The following is a 21,373-nucleotide window of genomic DNA, read 5'->3' as shown; positions in this document are numbered from 1 at the left end:
TTAGCAAATAAAGAGGCAGCCCGATGGGCTGCCTCTTTATTATTTATACGGATAGAGCCGTGAGCTCCGATCCCTGCCAGAAAGCTATCGCAAGTTACTTCAGCATCTTCCCCATCCGCCGGGCGGTTTCCATCAGAAGCGGCGCCTGCTCCTTCATCTTCTCCACCGTCAACCGGTTGGAGGGGCCGGATACGGCTAGCGCGGCGACCAGCCGCTGGGCGCGGTCGAAGATTGGCGCGGATACGGCGGCGGCGCCGGGCTCGCGCTCCTCCACACTCGTGGCGTAGCCGAGTGTGCGCACTTCGCTCAGCTGCTGCAAATACGACTCGGAGGCCGCGGCAGGCGGCCATGTCGGATGGCGCAGCAGCGCCTGCTGCTCGTCGCTTTCGGCGAAGGCGACGAGAATCTTGCTCGACGCGCCGACGTACAGCGGCAGGCGGGCTCCGATCGGCGCGACACGGCGGATCGCCTGATTGCTCTGCACGGCCTGCACACGCACACGCTCCATGCCGTCGCGGACATACAAGCTGACCGTCTCGCCGATCTGGTCGCGAAGCCGCTCCATCTCCGGCAACAGGATGAGCGCAGGGTCGTCGCTATGCGTCAAATTCGCCGACAGCTCCCAAATGCTGAAGCCGAGCCGATACCGCTCGGAGGCGGGGTCGCGGATAACGAAGCCTTTCCCCTCCAGGGAGGCAAGCAGCCGATGCACGGTGCTTTTATGCAGCCCGACCCGACCGGCGATCTCCGTTAGGCTTAAATCCTCCGCTTGGGTAAAACAAAGCAATATATCTAACGCACGTTCTACAGCGCGAACCGTTAATTTACCATCTTCCATCCATTTCCCACTCCCCGAAAACCGGTTTCACTAGTTGAAATCTATTATACTCCATCTTTTTATATTTTCCTACTGGGTTCTTTCTATTACAGCAAGATTACAGAATGTTAACATTTTTCGCGCAATATTGACGACATATACGCCTCCAGCTTAATATAAAAATATAAGTATGGAGCTCCGGTTACGCAGCCCATCCCTGTCAGCCTTGCTAACAGTCATCTTCCGAGAAATGGGGGGGAACCTCTTGAAACCCGACTCTTTCACACCGGTACCTCTAAATTCCGGCAGCGTTGAAATCGCTTCCAAATCATTGCCATATATCCGCCGCCGCAAAGGCTGGCTTCTTGCGCTCTTATCCGTTCTACTGCTGTTGTTCAGCCTGGGCATGGCGTTTCATGCTTATATCGCTTGGACGCTGGCGCGACCGCATATCGACCCGCTCAGCTCCAATCCTTCTGCGGCGTTCGGCGCGTCGTACGAAGACGTCACGTTCCCCAGCCTGAACGAATCGTCAGAGCTTTCCGGCTGGTATATACCTGCGGCCAGCCGTCTGGCCGGCACCGATATCCAGCGGCAAACCATCGTCTTCTCTCATGGCTACGGCGGAAACCGCGAAGAAATATGGGTCCCCCTCTATGATCTGGCCAAGGCGGCGCATCGGCTCGGCTATAGCGTCCTGATGTTCGATTACGGGTACGTGCAGCCTCAATGGAACGTCACCGGCGGACTGCGCGAATCGCAGGAGCTGCTTGGCGCCGTAAAGTATGCGAAAGACCGGGGAGCCGAACGTGTGTACATATGGGGATTCTCCATGGGTGCCGGAACGGCTCTGCAAGCTTCTCTGCAATCCAAAGATATCGACGGCATGATCCTGGACAGCACGTTCGTGCTGGAGCCGGAAACGTTGTACCACAATATGAAACAAGCCGCTAATGTGCCGAAAATTTCTCAATCGCTCGTGCATATGTTTTTTCCTATCATCAACGGCGTCAGCTTGAATCAAATTCCGTATCAGAAGGTCAAAGAAACCGCCTATTCGATTCCGATCTTCTTCATCCACAGCAAGAAAGACGTCAGGGCGCCCTACGAAATGATCCAGGGCATCTTCACCAAGCAGCGCGCGGATTCCGGTTCGTCCTTGTGGTTGCTTGAGGACGACGGACATGAATTGATCTATCGGGCTCATAAGAAAACATATTTGCAAATGACGACCGGCTTCCTGAAGTCGTTGTCGACGGCGCCCGCCGACCCGATCAAATTCGGCACTTCCCGGTAATGCTGTTTAACATAACGCACAAGCCTCCTCGAATACAATAGTCTCGAAGCCCTCCGTTCGTCTATGAACGATGGAGCGACGAGGCATATCCGAGGAGGTTTTTTGTTTATGCTGTATGTATACGGGGCTCTTATGCCTTTGCGGGTGCTGGAGGAGATCCGTTTCTGGAAAATGCAAGAGAAGGAGCACACCGTTGTCATTCGCGAACTTGTGCCCACGCTGGAGCCGCCCTATATCCAGCTGCTTGAACAATGGGAAAGCGTATTCGCCCGGACGGAAGCCGCCGCAGGTCAGTGGATCGAAGCGATCATCCGCAGCCCGGCGCACATCCCGCCCTATACGGATGCGAAAGTAAACGAGCTGCTGCAGACGTCTGCAGCGCAATCCCGGGCATTCGTCCAGCAGTTGTTCCTGCTGCTCGACAAGAGCGCGCCGGTCAAAGCGGATCCGGTCGTTCGCACGGTTGTCATGCATATTATTCGGGAATCCGAATATTTCCTCGGCGTCCTGCAGGCCGTTCAGTACTTGCCGCACTCCGGCTGGAGCTTGCCGCCGCATGACGATTACGGGGACTACGGGACTCCGCTTCAGCCGCTGCAGCGGCCAGCGGCCGAGGAGCAGGCCGACCTTCTTCCGGCCGCCGGGCACAGAGAGCTTTTCGACGAGCCTGGCGCCGGGGAGCCGGCAACGCAAGAAGGAGCATGGTCGATGGGCCTCCGGCCAACCGGTTCCCAGAAGCCGGTGCCGATCGGCGGACATAAGCTGCCTCCCTTGCCTTACGCTTACAATGCCCTGGAGCCTTATATCGACGCCGAAACCATGAGGCTGCATCACGACAAGCATCATAAGAGTTACGTGGATGGATTGAACACAGCGGAGAAGATGCTGGCCCGCGCCCGTGAGTCCGGAGACTTCGCATTAGTGAAGCATTGGGAACGAGAGCTCGCCTTTAACGGCGCCGGCCATTACTTGCACACCATTTTCTGGAATGTCATGAAGCCCGGCGGGGGCGGCAAAGCGACCGGCCCGATCGCTGCCGAAATCAAAAAGTCGTTCGGCAGCTTCGAAGCCTTCCAGAAGCAGTTCAGTGCCGCGGCAGATAAAGTGGAAGGCGGCGGTTGGGCGATCCTTGTCTGGAGCCCGCGCAGCCACCGGTTGGAGATTTTGCAAGCGGAGAAGCATCAGAACCTGTCGCAATGGGATGTGATTCCGCTCCTGCCGCTCGACGTATGGGAGCATGCGTATTACCTCAAATACCAGAACGAGCGCGCCAAATACATCGAGGCGTGGTGGAACACCGTGAATTGGCAGCATGTGAACGACCGCTTCGCCGCCGCAAGCACGCTGCAATGGCCCCCGACTTGACGCTCAAGCAAAAAGGCCTTACAAGCGGGATAGCGCTTGTAAAGCCTTGCATCATTCGGGTATGCTTACTAGTCCTTAATGAGCGCTAAAAACTCCGCGCGCGCCGGCGCATCGGTCCGGAACAAACCGCGTACGGCCGACGTAACCGTCTTGCTGCCCGGCTTCTTGACGCCGCGGGCGCACATGCACAGATGCTCGCCTTCGACAACGACCATGCAGCCGTGCGGCTCCAGCACGTCTACGATGATGTCCGCAATCTCGGACGTAATGCGTTCCTGTACTTGCAAACGCCGGGTCACGGCCTCGACGAGCCGGGCGAATTTGCTTAGGCCCGCAATTTTACCGCTCGGGATATAACCGATGTGTACTTTGCCGAAAAAAGGCGCCATATGGTGTTCGCATTGACTGTAATACACGATATCTTTTACAATGACCAGCTCTTCGTGCTTCTCGTCGAACGCAACGCCCAATATTTCTCTCGTGTCGGCATCGTAACCTGCAAAAATTTCTTCATACATCCGGGTTACCCTTGCCGGGGTATCCAGCAGCCCTTCGCGGTCTACGTCCTCGCCGATCAAACGTAAAATTTCTCGAATATGATGTTCGATTTGCTCCCGGTTGTCGGCAACCCGACCGTTTTTGTATTCTTTAGCCGGCATCGCATACTCCTCCTTCTTCGTCCGCCAGCTGCGGGGTTCAAGGGAGAATGCCCGCACGATCGTCCTTGGGGCTCAAACTAGGGACGAAACTTTTGATTTTTCATCATTTGCTGCATTTTTTGCATTTGCTTCTTATCGAGGTTGTACCCCATTTGTTTGGCCATCTGCTGCAGCATGGCAGGATCGCTCTGCATTTTCTCCAGCTGCTTGCGCAAATAGGATACACCGATGAAAAAGCCCGCCGCTCCGCCTGCAATCAAGGCGACAACGGCCGTAATCGCGTACCACATGATTTCTTCTCACCTCAGGCGTTGTTGAATGTCATCACTTCATCATAACATGTCCCGCTTCGGGTGACAAATGACATCTGGACCTCACATTTGTACGCCTTCGATGAATACCGTCGTATGCTTCGCCAGGTCCACTTCCTTCACCTCAAGCTCATCCGACACGTTCTTGACCACCCGTACGATGGGACGCCCCGGCAACCCGCGATGCTGGCCGACCACGACACCCGTCTCTTTCGTCGACAGCCGTACCGACGTACCGGTCGGGTAGACGGACACTGTGCGCAGGAAGTGGACGACCGCTTCATGGTCCAGCTTCTTCCCGGCGAACGCCATCATCCGCTCACAGGCGTCATGCGGCAGCATACGACGCCCTTCCGTTAAATCGAACAGCAGGTTGTCGTAGGTATTGGCCACCGCCACAATCTTGGCGTACAGATGAATTTCATCTCCGCTCAGCCGGCGCGGCATCCCTTCGCCGTCGATCGTCTCATGATGCTGAAAGGCCACATGCGCGATCAACAAGCTCAGCTCCCGCTTATGCTTCAACACTTCGAAGCCCCGCCACGAGTGGTGCTTGCGCGGATCGGCCGCTTCATCCTCGGTGATAAGCTCCAGCTTACCGACGTCGTGCAGCAGCGCCCCGATGGCCATCTCTCGCAGTTGAACGGTGGACAACCCCATATTGATGCCGATGAGCACGGACATCATACATACATTAACGGCATGTATATACATGTCATTGTCTTTCGTCCGAATATCCGAGAGCTGCACAAGCACCTCTTTATTCGCCATGATTTCTTCGAGCAAAGGATCGACGCTTTGGTACAAATATTTGGTGTTGAAATCTTTGCCGGAACGAATCGAATCGAACGTTTCGCCCATCCGCTGCATGACGGCCCGTTTCGTTTCCTCCGAAATGATCTCCGGAATTTCGATGTCTTCAAACTGCTTGTCTTTCACATAGACCATCGTGACGCCGATTCTCTTCAGCGTGGTGATCATGTATACGGTCAACTGTACGCTTTCGGAAAGCAGCACAGCCCCGTTCGCCGAGAAGATCGTCTTCCCCAAATATTGACCTGACTCCACATTATCTATATGCACATATCTCATAATGCCGCTCCTTCCAAGCGATAGCCCTCGTGCCGCAGCAGGTACGTCTTGATGTCCAGTCCTCCGCCATAACCGACCATGGAACCGGATGCGCCGATAACGCGATGACACGGCACAATAATCGGCACCGGATTGCGGTTGTTCGCGCCGCCAACCGCCCGGACGGCTTTGGGCGCTCCGATCCGTTCGGCGATGTCCTTATACGCGCAAACCTGCGCATACGGGATCGATTGCAGCGCCTGCCACACCTGGCGCTGGAACGGAGTCCCGCGCAAATCCAGCGGAATCGTGAAGCGCTGCAGCTTTCCTGAAAAATAGGCGTCCAACTGAGCTGCCGCTTCCTTTAACAATGACGGATTTCGTTCCCAACGCGTCGTTCCGAACCAGCGGGACGACCACGCCTCCAGCTTCGACCGGTTCGGCTCGAACGCCCCGAACTCGATCTGGCATAAAGCGCCGCTCCAGCCCAAGGTGAGCCGGCCGATCGGAGATTCGATTTCTTCATATCCGATGGTTGTCATCATACGCTGCTTCACCTGCTCCTTCCACCCTCTCACGGGCCAGCGCCTTGCCGATCTCCCGGAGAACGGCCTCATCCTGCTCATGCCGCGACGCTTCCTCCAGCGCCTCCTGTGCCGCAGGACCGCCGATGCGCCCTAGCGACCATGCGGCCGAGCCGCGAATCTCCGGCCGCTCGTCCCGCTGCAGCAGCTGAGCCAGCTCCAGTACGCTGCTTGCATCGCGGAAATTGCCAAGCGCCAGCACGGCGTTGCGCTGAATCGGCTTCTTTCCCCGCCAAGAGGCCGCACTGCTGCCGAAGCGTTCCTTGAACTCGCGGTTGGACAAAAACAACAGCGATTTCAGCAGCGGTTTGACCTGCTCCGGATCCGGGGTCATCTCCGGATGATGGTCGGCATGGATACCTTTATTTTTCGGGCATACGATCTGGCACGTATCGCAGCCGTATAAGCGATTGCCGATTTTTCGTTTCATCTCATCGTCTTCAATCAGACCTTTCGTCTGTGTGACGAAGGAGATGCAGCGCTGCGCGTTCAGCTGTCCCGGTCCGACGAGCGCTCCCGTGGGACATGCGTCGATGCAGATCGTGCAGTCGCCGCAGGATTCAGTCACCGGTACGTCCGGCGGGAACGGGATATTGGTGACGAGCTCGCCCAAATACACCCAGGAGCCCCAGTCCGGCGTGATGACCGAGCAATTTTTACCGACCCAACCGATGCCCGCCCGTTCAGCGACCGCCCGGTCGACCAACGCCCCGGTATCGACCATACTGACCGTCCGGGCACCCGGCACACGTTCCTTCAGCCACGCCTCGATGCGCTCAAGGCGGCTGCGCAGCACATGGTGATAATCAAGCCCCCATGCCGAGCGGGATAACATGCCCCGATAGGCGCCCGGCTCTGAGCGCGGAGGCGACTTCAGCTTCGAAGGGTAGGCAACCGCAATCGAAACGATCGAGCGCGGCGCTTCGAGCGATAACGCCGGATTGACGCGCTTGTCCAAGTCGGGTTCCTCGAAGCCGGACTCGTACCCCTTCTGCCGATGCTGCACCAATATCGTCTTTAATTCCTCGAACGGTTCTGCGCTCGCGAACCCGATCCGATCCACGCCGAGCCGCGAAGCCTCGTTCCGCAGCTCTTCTTTCAGAAGCGCCCAATTGATAACGTCCGTCCGGGTCGTTTCCGTTCCCATTACAAATTCCTCCATTGCCGAATCGGCCAAACGATCCATTCCGCCCGCCCTTCGACAAGCGATAACGGAACGGCGCCGAAGCTGCGGCTATCGTTGCTGGCATAACGGCGGCGGTTGTCGCCCATCACGAACACGTAACCATCCGCAACAGTCAGCGGTTCAAACCGGCCGTCCTGGATGGAGGTCTCGGTATAAGGCTCATCCGCCTCCTTGCCGTTCACATACAGTTTACCGCGCCGAATATGCACTTCATCTCCCGCAACGGCCACCACCCGCTTGACGAGATACGTTGGCCCTTCCTCCGCATCGGCCGGTTCCCGCAGCACGACGATGTCCCCTCGCTGGAGCGAACCCGCATAGCGAAGCGTTTTATTAATAAACAGCCATTCCCCTTCTTCGAGCGTAGGCTGCATCGAATTGCCTCTGACAGCGGAGACATGAAACAAATACTGGTGAACGAGCACAACGAGAATGAGGGCGACGGCCATCATTTTGAACCATTCCCACATTTCGCGCGGCCATCCTTGACCCGTATGAGTCTCCGCTGACTCGTCCGACATCAAAACGTCGACCTTCTTGGTTGGAAACAGCCGCATCCTACCCCTCCGATCTCCGTTCCAGCCATTTCTGGTAATACATGTTGACCAGATCGTCTTGAAAAGGCGGCTCGCCTCCTCGCACACGTGCGAGTAAATCGTGAAGCCCCTGCTTCACCTTCGTATCGACGATAGCCGAATAATGATACATTTGTTTATGACGCTCGTATTCCTCTTGATCGACCACATGGATGTCGCCCGCGGGCAAACGAATTACGTCCAAGTCGTAATCGATGTACGTAATTACGCGTCCGTTCACGTAAGGAGGCGAGGCGATATTGCAATAATAGCGTATCCCCTGCTCTTCCATTAAAGCCACAATGTTAAACCATTCGCCCGGGACGAAGAACGAAACGCCCGGAATGCGGCTGACCCATTCTTTACCGTCGGCTTCGACTATTTTCGTCTGGCTGTTGATCAGCACGTACATCCCTTGCTCCCGGTGGCCATGATGCAGCAGCCGTTCGGGCACCCGCCAGTTTTCAAGCCACATCCGATGCAGATGCCCGTCATGTTTAAAACTTTTGATGATATAAGTAGGAAAAGTTTCCATGAGGTCCAACCCTTCTGCCTTCGGTATCGGCCGGCAGGCGCTTGGGGGCGGTCCAAGGCCATGCTCCGTCTCTTGCTACTAGCATAAACGTATGCAGGACGGCTTTCAAGAGTACAGCCCCGCGAGGCACAAAAAAAGCACAACCGCGAAGGCTGGCGCCTCGTGTCATGCTTGTTTACCATATAAAAAGAGAATTCTTTCTTAACCGTTCACGATACTTAACCGATGCGGGTTTCTGGAGAAGTCGTCCGAACCGTAACCGGCTTTCTCGTACACCGGCAGCACCACTTCATTATGTACGTCGACCGTAACCATAATGCGGTGCACCTTGCGCCCGACAAAACGCTGGCGGAGCGCCTCGATCAACGCTTGCCCGATGCCGCGGCGCTGATACTCTTGCCCGACGGCGATTCGGTAATAGTAGGCTTGCTGTTTATCAATCGTTCCGACAATAACGCCGACGATCTTCTGTTCTTCTTCGGCAACGAGGATGAGCTCGCTATCCCAGGACAATTGCCTGGCGAAAGCCGCCATCGTCTCATCGTAACAATCATCCGACATCACATTCCTGAATAATTCCGTGACAGCAACAGAATCCGAAAGTTGAAACGAACGAACCTGATACGAAGTAACAAGCATGCTGCACTCTCCCTACCATTCAAATGGTACCTTATAAATTACGACAAATAATGCAAAAATCCTTCTGAAAATTAAAAAAAACCTTCATTTTCTTAAGTTTTTTTACAAATGCTCTTGAAAGCGCTTAATAGAAAGCGTTTTTAAGGAATTATGATCAATTGTGTCCAATTATTGTCATATACTGCAGCTTATTTTCTTCTTCCGTGTGCAATACCGCCGGGGATGATCACGCAAAAAATAGTCTCCTCTGCAGACGGGAGACTGATCTTATACACCGCATCCCGCGTTACAGGCTCTCGCCGGGGTTCGGCTGCGAATTGAATTTATAGCCGTACCCGCGGATATTTTGTATGAATACCGGGTCGGACGGGTTCGCTTCGATTTTTTTGCGCAGGCTGCTGATGTGTACAACCACGGTACGCGTATCGGAATAGCTCTCGGCCCCCCACACGTGACGATACAGGTCTTCAGCCTTAAACACACGGTCGGGGTGCTGGGTCAGGAACAACAAAATTTGCATTTCCTTGGTTGATATGCTCACCGGATTCCCGTTCAAGCGCACCGTATAATCGGACATGTCGATCTCCAGCCCGCCGAACGAAAGCTTACGGAAATCGCCGCGAGCCGGTACGGCCACCCGATGAAAAATCGGCGCCCGCCGCAAGTTCGCTTCCACGCGGGCCACCATCACTTTCGGATCGAACGGCTTCGTAATATAATCGTCCGCCCCTAGTCCTAAGCCATGAATAATGTCCTCATTCTCCGTGTTGCAGCTAATAAACAAAATCGGCACATTGGATACCTTCCGGATATTCTCGCATATTTCCAAGCCGTTCATCCCCGGCAGCCCGATATCCAGCATGACCAAGTCCGGCGCCGTCATCTCGAATTGCTTCAGTCCTTCGATGCCGTCTCTTGCCGACTGCACCTCGTACCCGTGCGAACTCAAGTACAATTGAATCAGTCCGCTAATTTCCTTATCGTCCTCCACAAGCAAAATACGATGACCCGACACGTCAGCCCACCTCCATATGCAAAAATTCAACCGGCAGCGTAAAGCGGAATGTCGATCCCTCATTCAGCTTGCTGTCCGCTTCGACCTTACCGCCATGAATGTTTATGATTTCTTTGGCAATGGCAAGGCCCAGTCCTGATCCTTCGCCCGCCCTCCCGGTCTGTTCCCCCGAGCCTTTCACAAACCGGTCGAACACGTGGAGCAACACAGACGGCTCAATGCCGACGCCGCTGTCCACGATGGAGACGATCAATTCGCCCTTGGCCGGGTCGCCGGGGTTTGCCGCAAGCTCCCCTCGAATGCTGACCGAACCGCCCTCCGGTGTAAATTTCAATGCGTTATAAATCATGTTGCCGGTTACCTGTTGGATTCGAAACGGATCGATCGACACGATGGGCACGGATGGCGACTCTCCGCTCTCAGGCGGGACCAGTTCAAATCGCAGACCCCTGTTCTCCACATCCAGCCTGTATCTGCCGAAATATTCAAGGAACAGGTCCTCCACCGTCACATAAGTAAAATGAAACTTGGCCTTGCCCGCTTCCAGTTTCGACAAATCGAACAAATCCTGCACCAGCCGGCTGACAAGCACCACTTTATCGTAAATCATCTGTAAATAATGACGCTCATCCGTTCGGATAATCCCGTCCAGCATCGCTTTCAAATACCCCTGCACCGCAGTCATCGGCGTTCCCAGCTCATGGGAGATGTTCGCGAGCAGCCGCTGCCTCGACGATTCGGCCTGCTTCAAATGGCCGTTTGCTTCCTTCAGTTTTTCATAGCTTCTTTCGAGCTCCTGTGTCCGTACCTTGATTCGGTCTTCCAGCGTCGCATTTAGCGACAATAATTCGCCGGACACCTTTTCCACTTTATAATAAGCGTTTGAAAATTTTAACGCAACGATCAACGTCTGCACGAAAATGAACACGACGACGCCGTACGGCGCGAAGTCGATAGAATGGAGCACGGCGTTATAGTACAGGATGTCGTTCAAAACGGCCAAAAACATGACGATGGAAGCCAAACCGTTCAGCATTGCGCCCTCCCGCCGCCGATACGCCGCTCTGAAGAAAACAACCAGCAAATAAGTGAACACAAGCACGCTGTATACTTGAAACGACACCATCGTATACGTAAACACCCGCGCCGGAAACAAGAGCACGACCAGCGCAAACGCAAATCCTACTGCCACGATCCATTGTGTCAACCGGCGCAGCATATCCTGCGGGTACAGCAAGTTAACGAACAGGGCGAAGATCGGTATGCCGATATAGGGCGCCAAATACTCGGCCTTCACCGCCAGCTCCCACGGGATGTCCGGGAAAAGTCGAACGAGCAGGGTGTCCCCGAGCAGCATCGAACGTATAGCGAGCAGCACGCAGACCAGACTAATAAGCAAGCTGAGGTGATCGAGCTTCCGCAGAAGGAAAAGCGCCAAATGATACCCGCCCAAGGTCAGCAGCACGATCGAAATAACAAGCTGGGAAACAAGATTAAACTCACGTTTATAAGTGATGGCTTCCGGACTGCCGACATAAAGGCTGGTCCAAAGCCCCCCTTTACGCTGCACGAAATTCGACACTTGAATGACAATCTCGTTGCTGCCGCCCAGAGCCTGGAAGTAGATGACCCGGGCGTAATTTTTGGGTTTCATCGTCTCGCGCTGCGTGCCCACCTCGCCGCTCTGCGCCTTCAGCTCCCCGTTGATCCAAAGCTTGTACGCCGAGGCCGCCGCCGGTACATAGAGCGCCTTGACGGTATCGCGCTCCGCATCATTTAATTGGAGAAGAAGCCGGTAAGTCGCATAACCTTGTCTATCGGGAGCGGCTTGTCTCCCCCCTCGGCCGGAGCCTTCTCCCGTGCTGGTGCCCCATATATGAGGGAGCTTCACGGTTGCGGATGAGGGCGCAGCAGCTGAGGCCCGGTTCGCCGCCTGATCCGCAAAATCGCGGGGCTCCAGCAGCTGCCTCCAATAGAACGTCCACGGCCCGTCCAGCGTGTACACGTCCTGATCGTGAAAGGACCAGCTCGCGGCATCCGTGACGGCAGCATCTCTGGAAGCCTGTTCCGCTGCAAACGCCGGGACCGCGAATAGAAGCGATGTGAGGATAAACGAAAAGAGGAAAGCGATAGCTCGCATACGTTATAACGTCCTTCGCCGCATAATCTTGGCAAGTTTTTCCTCTTATTATAACCTTAATTTTTCGCATAGGTTGAAGTTGAACACTTAAAATTCAAAAAAACGCCGAAACGCAAGACAACTCGCGTTTCGGCGTTTTTTATAAAAATCCTTGATCCAGCCGGTCGAGCAAACGGCTCAACACCGTAATCGCCTGGGCGCGCGTGGCTTGGCTGCGCGGCCCGAACGTCCCGTCCGGGTTCCCCTCAAGCAGCCCGTTCCCTACTGCACGCTTTACGGCTTCCAGCGCCCAACGGCTGATATCCGCCCCGTCATTGAATCGTGACGGCGTATCCCATGCCGTTGATTCCGGACCGGTAGCTGTACCGTTCGCGTAATCGTGAGCGCGGGCGTAGGCGTAGGCGTTCATCAGCATGACCGCCATCTGCTCCCGCGTGATCGACTGCTCCGGCGCAAATTCCGTATCGCTCACGCCGCTGACGAGGCCCGCAGCAAGCGCCTTGGATACGGCTTCGCGATACCATGCGTCTTGCGGCACGTCATGGAACGGAAAGTCGCCTGTACCGGTATGTATCCGGAGGCTCCGGGTCAGCAGCGCGGCAAATTGCGCACGCGTGAGGGTCGCCTCCGGCGCGAAGTCCGTCTCGGTCATCCCGTCGGCGATCTGTCTGGCCGCCATCCGTTCGATGGCTGTCTGCGCCCAGTGTCCTTGAATATCCGCAAAAGTCCGGTTCCACTCCATCACGGCGTACCGGGAGAAGTGCTGCAGTTGCACTTTCGCCGAGCCGTGCGCGGTCTCGCCGCCGACATATTCCCAGCGTCGGTCCGCCGGGTTGTAGTAGAATACGGCCGCTTTACTCGGATCGGCGATTTTGGCGGCATCGTATTTAAACTCCGCCGTGACCGGTTCCGCGAACGTCGTTATCGTCCGCTCTCCCGCGTACACCTGCAAATCGAACACCGCCGAAGCGAGCAATGCGTACGCCGGCTTGTCCGATGCCACCCCGGAGAAACCCGCGGATACTCGGACCGCTGCCGTCGCCGACGTGAGCGCTATGGCGCGGGCCGGTACGGTAAGCGTGGCCTGATCGGTTTCGATGACGATCGACGTCTCGGAAGCGGATGCTTTGCTCCACACTTCGCCGGGTACCTCGACCTCAACCCGGCTAACGGCTTGATCGCTTGTTGCATCGATCGTCACCCGTTTCTCTTTACCGGATTTCAGCTGTTCGAGCAGCTTGTCTTTATCGGGCTTCACGGTAAGCACGCTTTCCTTGACTGGAGCTACCCCAGGCTGGGTCGGCGGAATGAAGCCTCCGCCGCCAACCAGGCCGCCTCCGCCGGACGGCGTGATCGTATACGCGAACGACGCCGCTTCGCTCATCACCCCGCTTTTGACGGTCACGGCCGTTATCGTCGTGCTGGCCCCGACGGTAATCGGGCCGGTGTATTCCGTTGCGGGCGGCCAACTATTCGCCTCGCTCGTCGCGTAATAAATCGTCGCGCCCTGCACATCCGTACTCAGCTCGACCTTCTGCCCGCCGACATAGGCGCCTGCCGCCAGCGAAGCCTTAGGCGCTGCAGGCCGGCGCAGGAAGGTCACGGGCGCCGAGCCGATGAAATCGGACCCCGTCGCGGACAAACTGAGATCATAGTAATCGTCCGAAGCCTGGCCGCTGATATTCGTCCGCGCCTTGCCGTAGACCATGTCCAGCACCGTATTCCCCCCGCCGCCAAGGCGAGTGACGTGTTGGACTTGAAGCGTGACCTTCCCGGTAACATCGGTAAGCGGCTGCCCTCTATCGTCTAACGCCAGGACCGTCACCCCGTAATCGGTGAACCCGTTAACCGTTGAGCCCTTGACCGCTTCGACCTTTAGCCTCGGAAGCGTGAAAGCACGGCCGGCATGCAGAAGGCCGCCGCCGATATAGAACGCATCCAAGGGAAGTCCTTCATAGACAGGATGTGCGATCGGCACCTTGGCGCTGCTGTCCTTAATAATACGGAGCACGTCCCTTGGCGTAAGCTGCCGGTCTTGTGCGACGAGCAGCGCAGCTAAACCGGAGACGAACGGAGCCGAGAACGAGGTGCCGTCTCCTACGGCGTAATCGCCGTTCATCTTCGTGGAGTAAATGCCCGTTCCGGGAGCAACCGTAGCGAGGTTATCGACCACGTTCGAAAAGTCCGAGAGCACAAAGCTTCCGTCATTCAACCTCGTTACGGATCCGACAGCGATGACGCCGTCCATATTCGCCGGAAACGTCGTGCGGCTGAAAGCTCTGGGCGTCTTATTATCCAAATTCCCTTGCTCCTTAGGGAGCCAATGATTGCTCTCGTTACCGGCGGCAGCGACGACAACGACATTCCGGCTAAGCGCGAATTGGATCGCATCGCTAACCGCGCGGCTATACCCGTCCATGCCGAGACTTAAGTTGATGATATCCGCACCGGCGTTTACCGCCCAGTATATGCCTTCGGTCAGGGCGTCGCTCGGAATCACATAATCCTTGCCCTGCCATTGCCCGACTTGAACGGGCAATATTTTCGCGCCGCCGGCGGAACCTGCGATTCCCAGGCCGTTGTCGACCAAGGCGGCGGCGATCCCGGCCACCATCGTACCGTGACCGTAGTTATCACGCGTATCGGCATTGTTATTGACCGCGTTATATCCGGGCAGTACGCTGCCCGCCAAATCGGGATGATTCGCGTCGACGCCTGAATCGATAACGGCAATCTTGATATCGTCCCGTAACGACTCCTCTACCCTGCGCCAGCCATAAGTCATGTCCGTCACCGTGTAGCCCCATTGATCCCCTTTCACCAGCAGCGGGTCGTTAGGCATCAAGCTCGTTATGGGCTGCACCGCGCCGTCAGAGACTCCTTGATCTATTCCCGCTCCCGGCGCCGGTACCGGCGGCTGCTCGGGCGTAGCTGCGCCTTCCTCTTGTTCAGCGTCCTGCGTCGCCGCCCGATCCATCAAACGGAATAAATAAACCGGTTCCACATATTCCACTTCGGGGTTGCGGGATAATTCCGCGACCGCTTCAGGGACGCTCTGATCTTCGCCCACTTCGACTTCCACGTAAGGATTTGCGCGTAAAGCCGTCATCGACAATCTTGTTGCGGCGGGTAGCCGCTCCTTGTATTTAACGAGCACCTTTCCCGGCTGTATATGATGTAATGAATGCTCCATCGCCGTTCCGGCAGTCTGCTGGACAGATGGCGCCGCCGCCATCGCTTGCCCGTAGGCGCCCCCGGGCCCCAACCACCCTAGCGAGGACACCGCCAAGACCGCAGCCATGCCAGCGCTAAACCACGCCGTTCTGCGTGTTCCCATCTTCCACTTCCTCCTCCAAAAGCTTGACCTTTACGCAAAAGTTTCCATAATTCGAGTATAGAATCGGTCTAGTGGATTCGCAATGAAAGAAAATGGTATTTTACAAGTTTTATAGAAAATTTTAGAAAATACCGCCCCTGAAACAATCGGCACGCTCCCAACGTATGTAAGGGTACAGAGACTGACGGGAATGGAGCGATACCTAGTGAGCAACAACAATCAAGCAGTACCAGCAGTACCACCCGCCCGTGGCAAAAAAATGTTACGTCTCTTCGTAGCGACCGCCGCACTTACCGCAAGCGTCGGCTGCACGGATGTCAATCAGCCGGCCGTCCCGGCCGGCAGCGGGGCCGTTGCATCCGTAAGCAATCCGGCGGGCGGAGCGGGGGCCGGCAGCGCCGCCGAAACCGCCATCGGCGGGGCGGCCAGTGCTGCCGCCGGGGCCGCTCTCCCGGACAACTATTGCGCGGACGATGACGATGACGGCCGGTGTGACGACGGGAACGGCTGGGTCGACTATGACAACGATAGCTCGATCTATTACGTCGGGTCGACGCCTTATTACCACCGCTCCGCTCAGGCGACAACCAAGCCGTCGATGATGACGCCGGGAGCTGCGCCCCAATCGGCGAACGCTTCGGCGGCAGCATCGGCTTCGAAGCCGGCGCCGTCCGGCAGTTCCTCCTCAGGAACAACTCAGCAGCCGGCGACAAGCAGCCGGACCGGAAGCTTTTCCGTCAAAGACAGTTCTCCTTCAAGTTCAGCTTCAAGCACGGGCTCCGCTTCAAACTCGAGTTCAAGCTCGAATACGAGTTCAAGTTCAAATACGAGCTCCGGTTCAAGCTCAACCGGTCCGGCTCCCTCGGCATCCGGCGTTAGCTCGTCCTCTTCCTCTATTGCCGGCCCTGCGACCGGTTCAAGCAGCGGCATCTCATCCGGCAGCTCCGGTTCCCACGGCGGCATCGGCAGCTCGTCTTCGTCCAGCGGGGGCTAACGCCCGGACGGCGGCACTTCATCCGCCCCCGCCCTTCTTTCGGTTCCCTTATGCATAAAAAGGAACTCCTGCGGAAACGATAATTTCGGTAAACTTTGGATACGGAAGGAGGTACTAACATGACCCCGCTATCAAACCACACGGACACCGACGTTCGGCGAATTCATGAGTTGAACGATATGAATACGAATGCCTGGAGTTCGCAAGAGCTTCACTATCATCAACGGGTGATGAGCGATTTGTCCCCTTGGCTGAACGCGCAGGGCAGCGCGATGCTCAGTCAAATCATTCACGAAATCGAACGTCGCGGCCACGAGCATGACCGGCGCCCGTAATGTTTGTACAAACACTTAATATACATAAATGTTGATTTTATATAGTAAATAAGCGATAATAAATATTGGAAGTCTTATATTCTTAGGAGGTAGATTAGACAATGGCACATCAATTACCAGCACTGCCTTACGCGAACAACGCACTTGAACCGCACATCGATGAAATGACCATGATGATTCACCACGATCGTCACCACAATGCATACGTTACGAACCTGAACGCTGCGCTGGAAGGCCATCCCGATCTGCAATCCAAAAGCATTGAAGCCTTGATCGCCGATCTGAACAGCGTACCGGAAGCTATCCGTACGGCAGTCCGCAACAACGGCGGCGGCCACGCGAACCACTCCCTCTTCTGGGAGACGATCGGCCCGAACGGCGGCGGCGCTCCAAGCGGCAAGCTGGCTGACGCGATCAACAACGAACTCGGCGGCTTCGAAAAATTCAAAGAGGATTTCGCCAAAGCGGGCGCGACACGTTTCGGTTCCGGCTGGGCATTCCTCGCTGTAACCAAAGAAGGCAAATTGAAAGTGTACAGCTTGCCGAACCAAGACAGCCCGATTATGGAAGGCGAAACGCCGATCCTCGGTCTGGACGTATGGGAGCACGCGTACTACTTGAAATATCAAAACAAACGCCCTGATTACATCGCCGCTTTCTGGAACGTTGTAAACTGGGAAGAAGTCGGCAAACGTTACGAAGCTGCTGTGAAGTAACACCTGCCGCGATATGAAGAAAGACATGGATTTCGGTTTATCCGAGTCCATGTCTTTTTTATGTCAAATAATGAGATTTTCAACACCCGCCTTACCGGTATGGCGAAGATGCGCTGGTATAATAAGGATTTCCGCGCTATAATCTAGTCATATTAATCAATCATCCAGTTTTAGGAAAAGAGTGAGGTTCATGAGTAAACTGATCTCTCTCCTGCGTCATGTGCCCTTGTTTCAAGATTTATCGGCAGCCGAACTTGAGACGATCGCGCCTTTATTTGTCGAACGAAAGTACAAGAAGGGAACAATCTTGTTTTTTGAAGGGGACGCAGGCGAGGAATTCTTCTTAATCCAGAGCGGTGTTGTGAAAGTGTATCGGATCGATAACGCCAAGGAAATTATTCTATCCTTGTTTCGCGGGGGCGATTTCTTCGGCGAGATGTCGCTGATTCAAAAAGGTCTTCAGCGCTCCGCTACGGCGGAAACGATGGACAACTGCTCGATTTACACGCTTGTCCGTTCTGAATTTTACCACTTCATGGAAAGAACCCCCAAGCTTTGTTTGCGCCTGTTGGAAGTCACGATGGAGCGGTTGCGCAAGACCAACGAACAAATCTACGATCTAACCTTCCTCGACGTACGGTCCCGCATCATCAAAACGATCTTCCGATTGTCGGAGCAATACGGCCAGCCCAAAACGAACGGTACCTTCATCAACATGAAACTGACGCATCAGCAGCTGGCCAATATGGTCGGCACCGTACGCGAGTCCGTTACGAAAGTGCTGCAGGAGCTGCAGGAGGATCATATTATTACGATCGACAAAAAGTTCATCTTCGTCCGCAATGTGGAAGGTCTGAAAAAGATGATTCATTAAATAAAGACCGTCCGAGGCCGGGCGGTCTTTGGCGCGTCCTCAGGAAGAGGCGCACTCTCCGGAAAAATATGCGTTCAGAATCCGGATGAATACGTTCGGAAACGCGTGCTCGGCCATGTCCTCCCGGCCGATCCAGCGATAATGCGACGGCAGCAGCGGCCCGGCCTCGCCGAATACCGGCGACGCGTCCAGCCGGGCGGCATACACGTCCATATTCCAATGAATATGGCTGAATGTGTGCTCGGCCTCCATGACCCAGGCAAGCGCCTCCAGCCCGATCCCGTCTCCGGCCAGGTGCGCGTTCAGCGCCGCATGCGCAGTCGGCAGTCCCGCTTCGCCCGTCCGAGCGCCCGGCAGCAGCGCCGTATGCGGAAGCTCCCACATGCGGGCGAGCAGTCCGTCCTGCGGGCGCTGCCGGATCAATACCTTGCCGGCCTGCCGGCCGGCGCCTTCGATCAGCACGGCGGCGCGCGATTCCGGGCGCGGAGGCTTCGCCTTCGTCTTGACCGGCAGCGTCTCCTCCATGCCGGCCGCCCGCCCGTCGCAATGCGCCAAGACCGGACAGGTCAGGCAGTGAGGCGACTTCGGCGTACAGACAAGCGCGCCGAGCTCCATCAGCGCTTGGTTGAAATCGCCGGCGGCGCCTTCCGGGATAAGCTCCTGCGCCAAAGCTTCCATGCGGACGCGGGTTTTCGGCTTCATGATGTCGTCCTCGATCAGGAAGTAGCGCGAGAGCACGCGCATGACGTTGCCGTCAACTGCCGGCTCCGGCTTATTGTACGCGATGCTGAGAATCGCTCCGGTCGTGTAAGGACCGACGCCCTTCAGCGAGGCGACATCGTCCTTCGTATCCGGCACGACGCCGCCGTACCGTTCATTCACTTCGCGCACGGCGCTTTGCAGGTTGCGCGCACGGGAATAGTAGCCAAGGCCTTCCCACGCCTTCAGCACCTCATCCTCCGGCGCTTCCGCAAGCGCCTGCACCGTAGGAAATTTATCGATAAACCGGTTGAAATACGGGATAACCGTGTCGACCCGGGTTTGCTGCAGCATAATTTCCGATACCCAGATATAATAAGGATTCCGGCTGCGGCGCCAAGGCAAATCCCGCTTATGACGCCGGTACCACGATAACAGCTCGGTGGAAAAGTAATGTTTTTGCGTTGATCGATCCATGTTGTCTCCTTTGCTCGGCTTCACTATCTATCTATTATACGATATTCGCCAAACGAGTAAAAACGATAATATTGGCTTAGCAAAGGCGTTACATTCCCCTTCTTCCGTACGTTTGACTTGGCGTCTCCGAACGTGTACGCTCAAATCATAATGATACATCCATTCATGAAGAGAGGTGAACGGAACTATGGGCCAAGCAGGCGCAGCCGCAGACAAACTATCCAAGGGCGGTAACGCCGAAGGCAGACACGCCGATCCCAAGGCTCTGTCGGATGCGAGAAGCGATGCGGTTCCTTATGCCGTTTACTTGTACATATGGGGCCTGGCATGGATTGCATCGGCCGCTCTCACGTTCCTGCAGCAGTTCCTCCAGCCCGGAGCAGCCCAGATCGTCATCACGGCCATCGCCGTTACGCTAACGGGACGGGTCCTCTATTATCGGCGCCGGAAGAACCGGCCTGTCCCTTCAACGCCCGGGGTAATCGTCATCGCGGCAGTTCCGGTCGTCATGGGCGTTCTATTCGCTCTTGCCCGATTCGGCTGGATCGATCCGTTGGACGGGTATATCGGCAAAGGGCTGCTGCTTGCGATTGTATACGCGGGGTTAAGCCGCTCGCTCGGACGGCCGGTTGTTTATTTAAGCCTATGGCAGTTCGCCGTCGCGCTGACGATCGGCTGGAGTTACCTTGGGTATGCGCCCGTCCTGATCGACGCATTCGGCGGGGCGGGTATGGTGGCGCTAGGCGTCATGATTCACATATGGAAAAGGGGATGGGTCAACCAATGAAGCTCAAACCATCAAGAATGCAAGCAGCCGCGCTAGCGGCAGTGCTGGCTGTCAGCCTCTTGTCGGGCTGCGCGTCGAAAAACAGTCCCGAGCCGTTCGGCGGCGGCAAGTCGGGGAATGCCGCCACGGCGGAAGAAGCGATGGCCGGCGCCTCGGAAGCCGTGCAAGCGGTATACAAGCAGTCATGCTTGTCCTGTCATGCCAGCAACCTGGAAGGCCGGGTCGGGCCGAAAACGAACCTGAAGCAGGTTGGGGCCCGCTTAAGCAAGGAGCAAATCGTGAAGCAAATCGAGAACGGCGGCAACGGCATGCCGGGCTTTCACGGCAAGCTGAAGCCGGAAGAAATCAGCGCGCTGGCCGAGTGGTTGGCGGCGAAGAAATAAGAAGCCTGGCTTCAATAAGCTTCACCCTTCAAAATCCCGAATGCCGGCCCGGTCCGCCATCCGGGATTTTAGGTTATCCGCTCCACCACGGCATACGCCATCGCCGCCGACTCCGAGTGCGTGATGCTGAGATGGATCACGAGGTCCGCTGCGGACGGCCCCGAACCCGCCGGATACAGCCGGTCCCACGCGGCGTCCGAGATCCGGCAAAGCGGCTTGCCCTTCTCGTCCGGCAGCACCTCGATGTCCTGCAGCGACACCTGCTTGCCGATGCCGCAGCCGAGCGCTTTCACCACCGCTTCCTTGGCGGCGAAACGGCCGGCCGTAAATTCCGCCAGCCGGCCCTTGCGGGCGTGCGCCAGCTCCCGCTCCCGCGAGGTCAGTACCCGCTCCAGAAAGCGCGCGCCCGAGCTCTGCTCCAGGATCGTCCGCACCCGTGCGATTTCCAGCAGATCGGTGCCGATTCCGATAATCATCGAACGTCTCCTCCTCTTCTCATTTCCGGACTTCCAATGGTACAATGTGGATTGGCTTTATCGTATCCGATCCGAAAGCGAAGTTCAAGGAGGAGCCGTGT

22 protein-coding genes are annotated in these 21,373 nt (G+C 56.2%); 8 read left to right on the top strand and 14 right to left on the bottom strand.

All coding sequences use genetic code 11. The features are described from left to right. Positions 1 to 94: 94 nt before the first annotated feature. On the bottom strand, positions 95 to 838 hold the full coding sequence (locus FKP33_RS21750) for an IclR family transcriptional regulator (RefSeq protein ID WP_054798460.1): 744 nt from the start codon (positions 836 to 838) through the stop codon (positions 95 to 97). A 244-nt stretch (positions 839 to 1,082) separates the two neighbouring features. Between FKP33_RS21750 and FKP33_RS21745 the strand changes: the two genes are divergently transcribed. Further along, complete coding sequence (locus FKP33_RS21745; protein ID WP_258313517.1) at positions 1,083 to 2,114, top strand: alpha/beta hydrolase; 1,032 nt, start codon at positions 1,083 to 1,085, stop codon at positions 2,112 to 2,114. A 108-nt stretch (positions 2,115 to 2,222) separates the two neighbouring features. Continuing rightward, entirely contained in the window at positions 2,223 to 3,479 is a 1,257-nt protein-coding gene (locus FKP33_RS21740; protein ID WP_141336343.1) for a Fe-Mn family superoxide dismutase, read from the top strand. A gap of 68 nt (positions 3,480 to 3,547) precedes the next feature. On the opposite strand, the gene folE is transcribed toward FKP33_RS21740, so the two are convergent. The 11 genes from folE to FKP33_RS21685 all read right to left on the bottom strand — a co-directional run bounded on the left by folE (position 3,548) and on the right by FKP33_RS21685 (position 15,531). Then, positions 3,548 to 4,138, bottom strand: coding sequence for a GTP cyclohydrolase I FolE (gene folE, locus FKP33_RS21735; RefSeq protein ID WP_127609015.1), 591 nt, complete (start codon positions 4,136 to 4,138; stop codon positions 3,548 to 3,550). A gap of 77 nt (positions 4,139 to 4,215) precedes the next feature. Continuing rightward, positions 4,216 to 4,428, bottom strand: a complete 213-nt coding sequence (locus tag FKP33_RS21730; RefSeq protein ID WP_127609014.1) for a YneF family protein — start codon at positions 4,426 to 4,428, stop codon at positions 4,216 to 4,218. Between the two features lie 84 nt (positions 4,429 to 4,512). Next, complete coding sequence (locus FKP33_RS21725) at positions 4,513 to 5,541, bottom strand: HD-GYP domain-containing protein (RefSeq protein WP_054798402.1); 1,029 nt, start codon at positions 5,539 to 5,541, stop codon at positions 4,513 to 4,515. After that, positions 5,538 to 6,065, bottom strand: a complete 528-nt coding sequence (locus FKP33_RS21720) for a methylated-DNA--[protein]-cysteine S-methyltransferase (RefSeq protein WP_306439382.1) — start codon at positions 6,063 to 6,065, stop codon at positions 5,538 to 5,540. Before FKP33_RS21720 ends, FKP33_RS21725 begins: the two co-directional genes overlap by 4 nt. Further along, positions 6,043 to 7,251, bottom strand: a complete 1,209-nt coding sequence (gene queG, locus FKP33_RS21715; RefSeq protein WP_141336342.1) for a tRNA epoxyqueuosine(34) reductase QueG — start codon at positions 7,249 to 7,251, stop codon at positions 6,043 to 6,045. Before queG ends, FKP33_RS21720 begins: the two co-directional genes overlap by 23 nt. Further along, entirely contained in the window at positions 7,251 to 7,847 is a 597-nt protein-coding gene (gene lepB, locus FKP33_RS21710) for a signal peptidase I (RefSeq protein WP_164751912.1), read from the bottom strand. The genes queG and lepB overlap by 1 nt, the downstream gene beginning before the upstream one ends. Before the next feature lies 1 nt (position 7,848). After that, positions 7,849 to 8,400: a DUF402 domain-containing protein gene (locus FKP33_RS21705; protein ID WP_127609012.1), complete on the bottom strand. Its 552-nt coding sequence runs from the start codon at positions 8,398 to 8,400 to the stop codon at positions 7,849 to 7,851. 201 nt (positions 8,401 to 8,601) lie between these two features. Continuing rightward, the gene (locus FKP33_RS21700; protein WP_054798404.1) at positions 8,602 to 9,039 is read right to left on the bottom strand and encodes a GNAT family N-acetyltransferase; all 438 of its coding nucleotides are present in this window, start codon (positions 9,037 to 9,039) and stop codon (positions 8,602 to 8,604) included. A gap of 286 nt (positions 9,040 to 9,325) precedes the next feature. After that, positions 9,326 to 10,054, bottom strand: coding sequence for a response regulator transcription factor (locus FKP33_RS21695; protein ID WP_141336341.1), 729 nt, complete (start codon positions 10,052 to 10,054; stop codon positions 9,326 to 9,328). Between the two features lies 1 nt (position 10,055). Continuing rightward, positions 10,056 to 12,194 (bottom strand): sensor histidine kinase, encoded by a 2,139-nt coding sequence (locus tag FKP33_RS21690; RefSeq protein WP_141336340.1) that lies wholly within the window; start codon positions 12,192 to 12,194, stop codon positions 10,056 to 10,058. A gap of 139 nt (positions 12,195 to 12,333) precedes the next feature. Beyond that, on the bottom strand, positions 12,334 to 15,531 hold the full coding sequence (locus FKP33_RS21685) for a S8 family serine peptidase (protein WP_141336339.1): 3,198 nt from the start codon (positions 15,529 to 15,531) through the stop codon (positions 12,334 to 12,336). A gap of 205 nt (positions 15,532 to 15,736) precedes the next feature. Here FKP33_RS21685 and FKP33_RS21680 point away from each other — a divergent pair, with 205 nt between their 5' ends. The 4 genes from FKP33_RS21680 to FKP33_RS21665 all read left to right on the top strand — a co-directional run bounded on the left by FKP33_RS21680 (position 15,737) and on the right by FKP33_RS21665 (position 18,450). Then, the gene (locus FKP33_RS21680; RefSeq protein ID WP_181410236.1) at positions 15,737 to 16,525 is read left to right on the top strand and encodes a hypothetical protein; all 789 of its coding nucleotides are present in this window, start codon (positions 15,737 to 15,739) and stop codon (positions 16,523 to 16,525) included. Between the two features lie 119 nt (positions 16,526 to 16,644). Further along, positions 16,645 to 16,860 (top strand): hypothetical protein, encoded by a 216-nt coding sequence (locus FKP33_RS21675; protein WP_127609007.1) that lies wholly within the window; start codon positions 16,645 to 16,647, stop codon positions 16,858 to 16,860. Between the two features lie 101 nt (positions 16,861 to 16,961). Beyond that, complete coding sequence (locus FKP33_RS21670) at positions 16,962 to 17,576, top strand: superoxide dismutase (RefSeq protein WP_054800190.1); 615 nt, start codon at positions 16,962 to 16,964, stop codon at positions 17,574 to 17,576. Between the two features lie 190 nt (positions 17,577 to 17,766). Then, positions 17,767 to 18,450, top strand: coding sequence for a Crp/Fnr family transcriptional regulator (locus tag FKP33_RS21665; protein WP_141336337.1), 684 nt, complete (start codon positions 17,767 to 17,769; stop codon positions 18,448 to 18,450). 39 nt (positions 18,451 to 18,489) lie between these two features. Here FKP33_RS21665 and mutY read toward each other — a convergent pair whose 3' ends face one another. Continuing rightward, the gene (gene mutY / locus FKP33_RS21660) at positions 18,490 to 19,626 is read right to left on the bottom strand and encodes an A/G-specific adenine glycosylase (protein WP_127609004.1); all 1,137 of its coding nucleotides are present in this window, start codon (positions 19,624 to 19,626) and stop codon (positions 18,490 to 18,492) included. A gap of 187 nt (positions 19,627 to 19,813) precedes the next feature. On the opposite strand from mutY, the gene FKP33_RS21655 reads away from it, so the two are divergent. Next, on the top strand, positions 19,814 to 20,413 hold the full coding sequence (locus FKP33_RS21655; protein WP_141336336.1) for a hypothetical protein: 600 nt from the start codon (positions 19,814 to 19,816) through the stop codon (positions 20,411 to 20,413). Then, a complete protein-coding gene (locus FKP33_RS21650; RefSeq protein ID WP_230876356.1) occupies positions 20,410 to 20,796 on the top strand; it encodes a c-type cytochrome in 387 nt (128 codons plus the stop codon). The genes FKP33_RS21655 and FKP33_RS21650 overlap by 4 nt, the downstream gene beginning before the upstream one ends. 68 nt (positions 20,797 to 20,864) lie before the next feature. On the opposite strand, the gene acpS is transcribed toward FKP33_RS21650, so the two are convergent. After that, complete coding sequence (gene acpS / locus FKP33_RS21645; protein ID WP_127609002.1) at positions 20,865 to 21,272, bottom strand: holo-ACP synthase; 408 nt, start codon at positions 21,270 to 21,272, stop codon at positions 20,865 to 20,867. Between the last annotated feature and the right edge of the window lie 101 nt (positions 21,273 to 21,373).

The organism is Paenibacillus sp. tmac-D7, assembly GCF_006519665.1.
Taxonomy (GTDB): Bacteria; Bacillota; Bacilli; order Paenibacillales; family NBRC-103111; genus Paenibacillus_G; species Paenibacillus_G validus.
The sequence above is the reverse complement of the archived record's forward strand: the minus strand, read 5'-3'. Positions and strand labels throughout refer to the sequence as shown.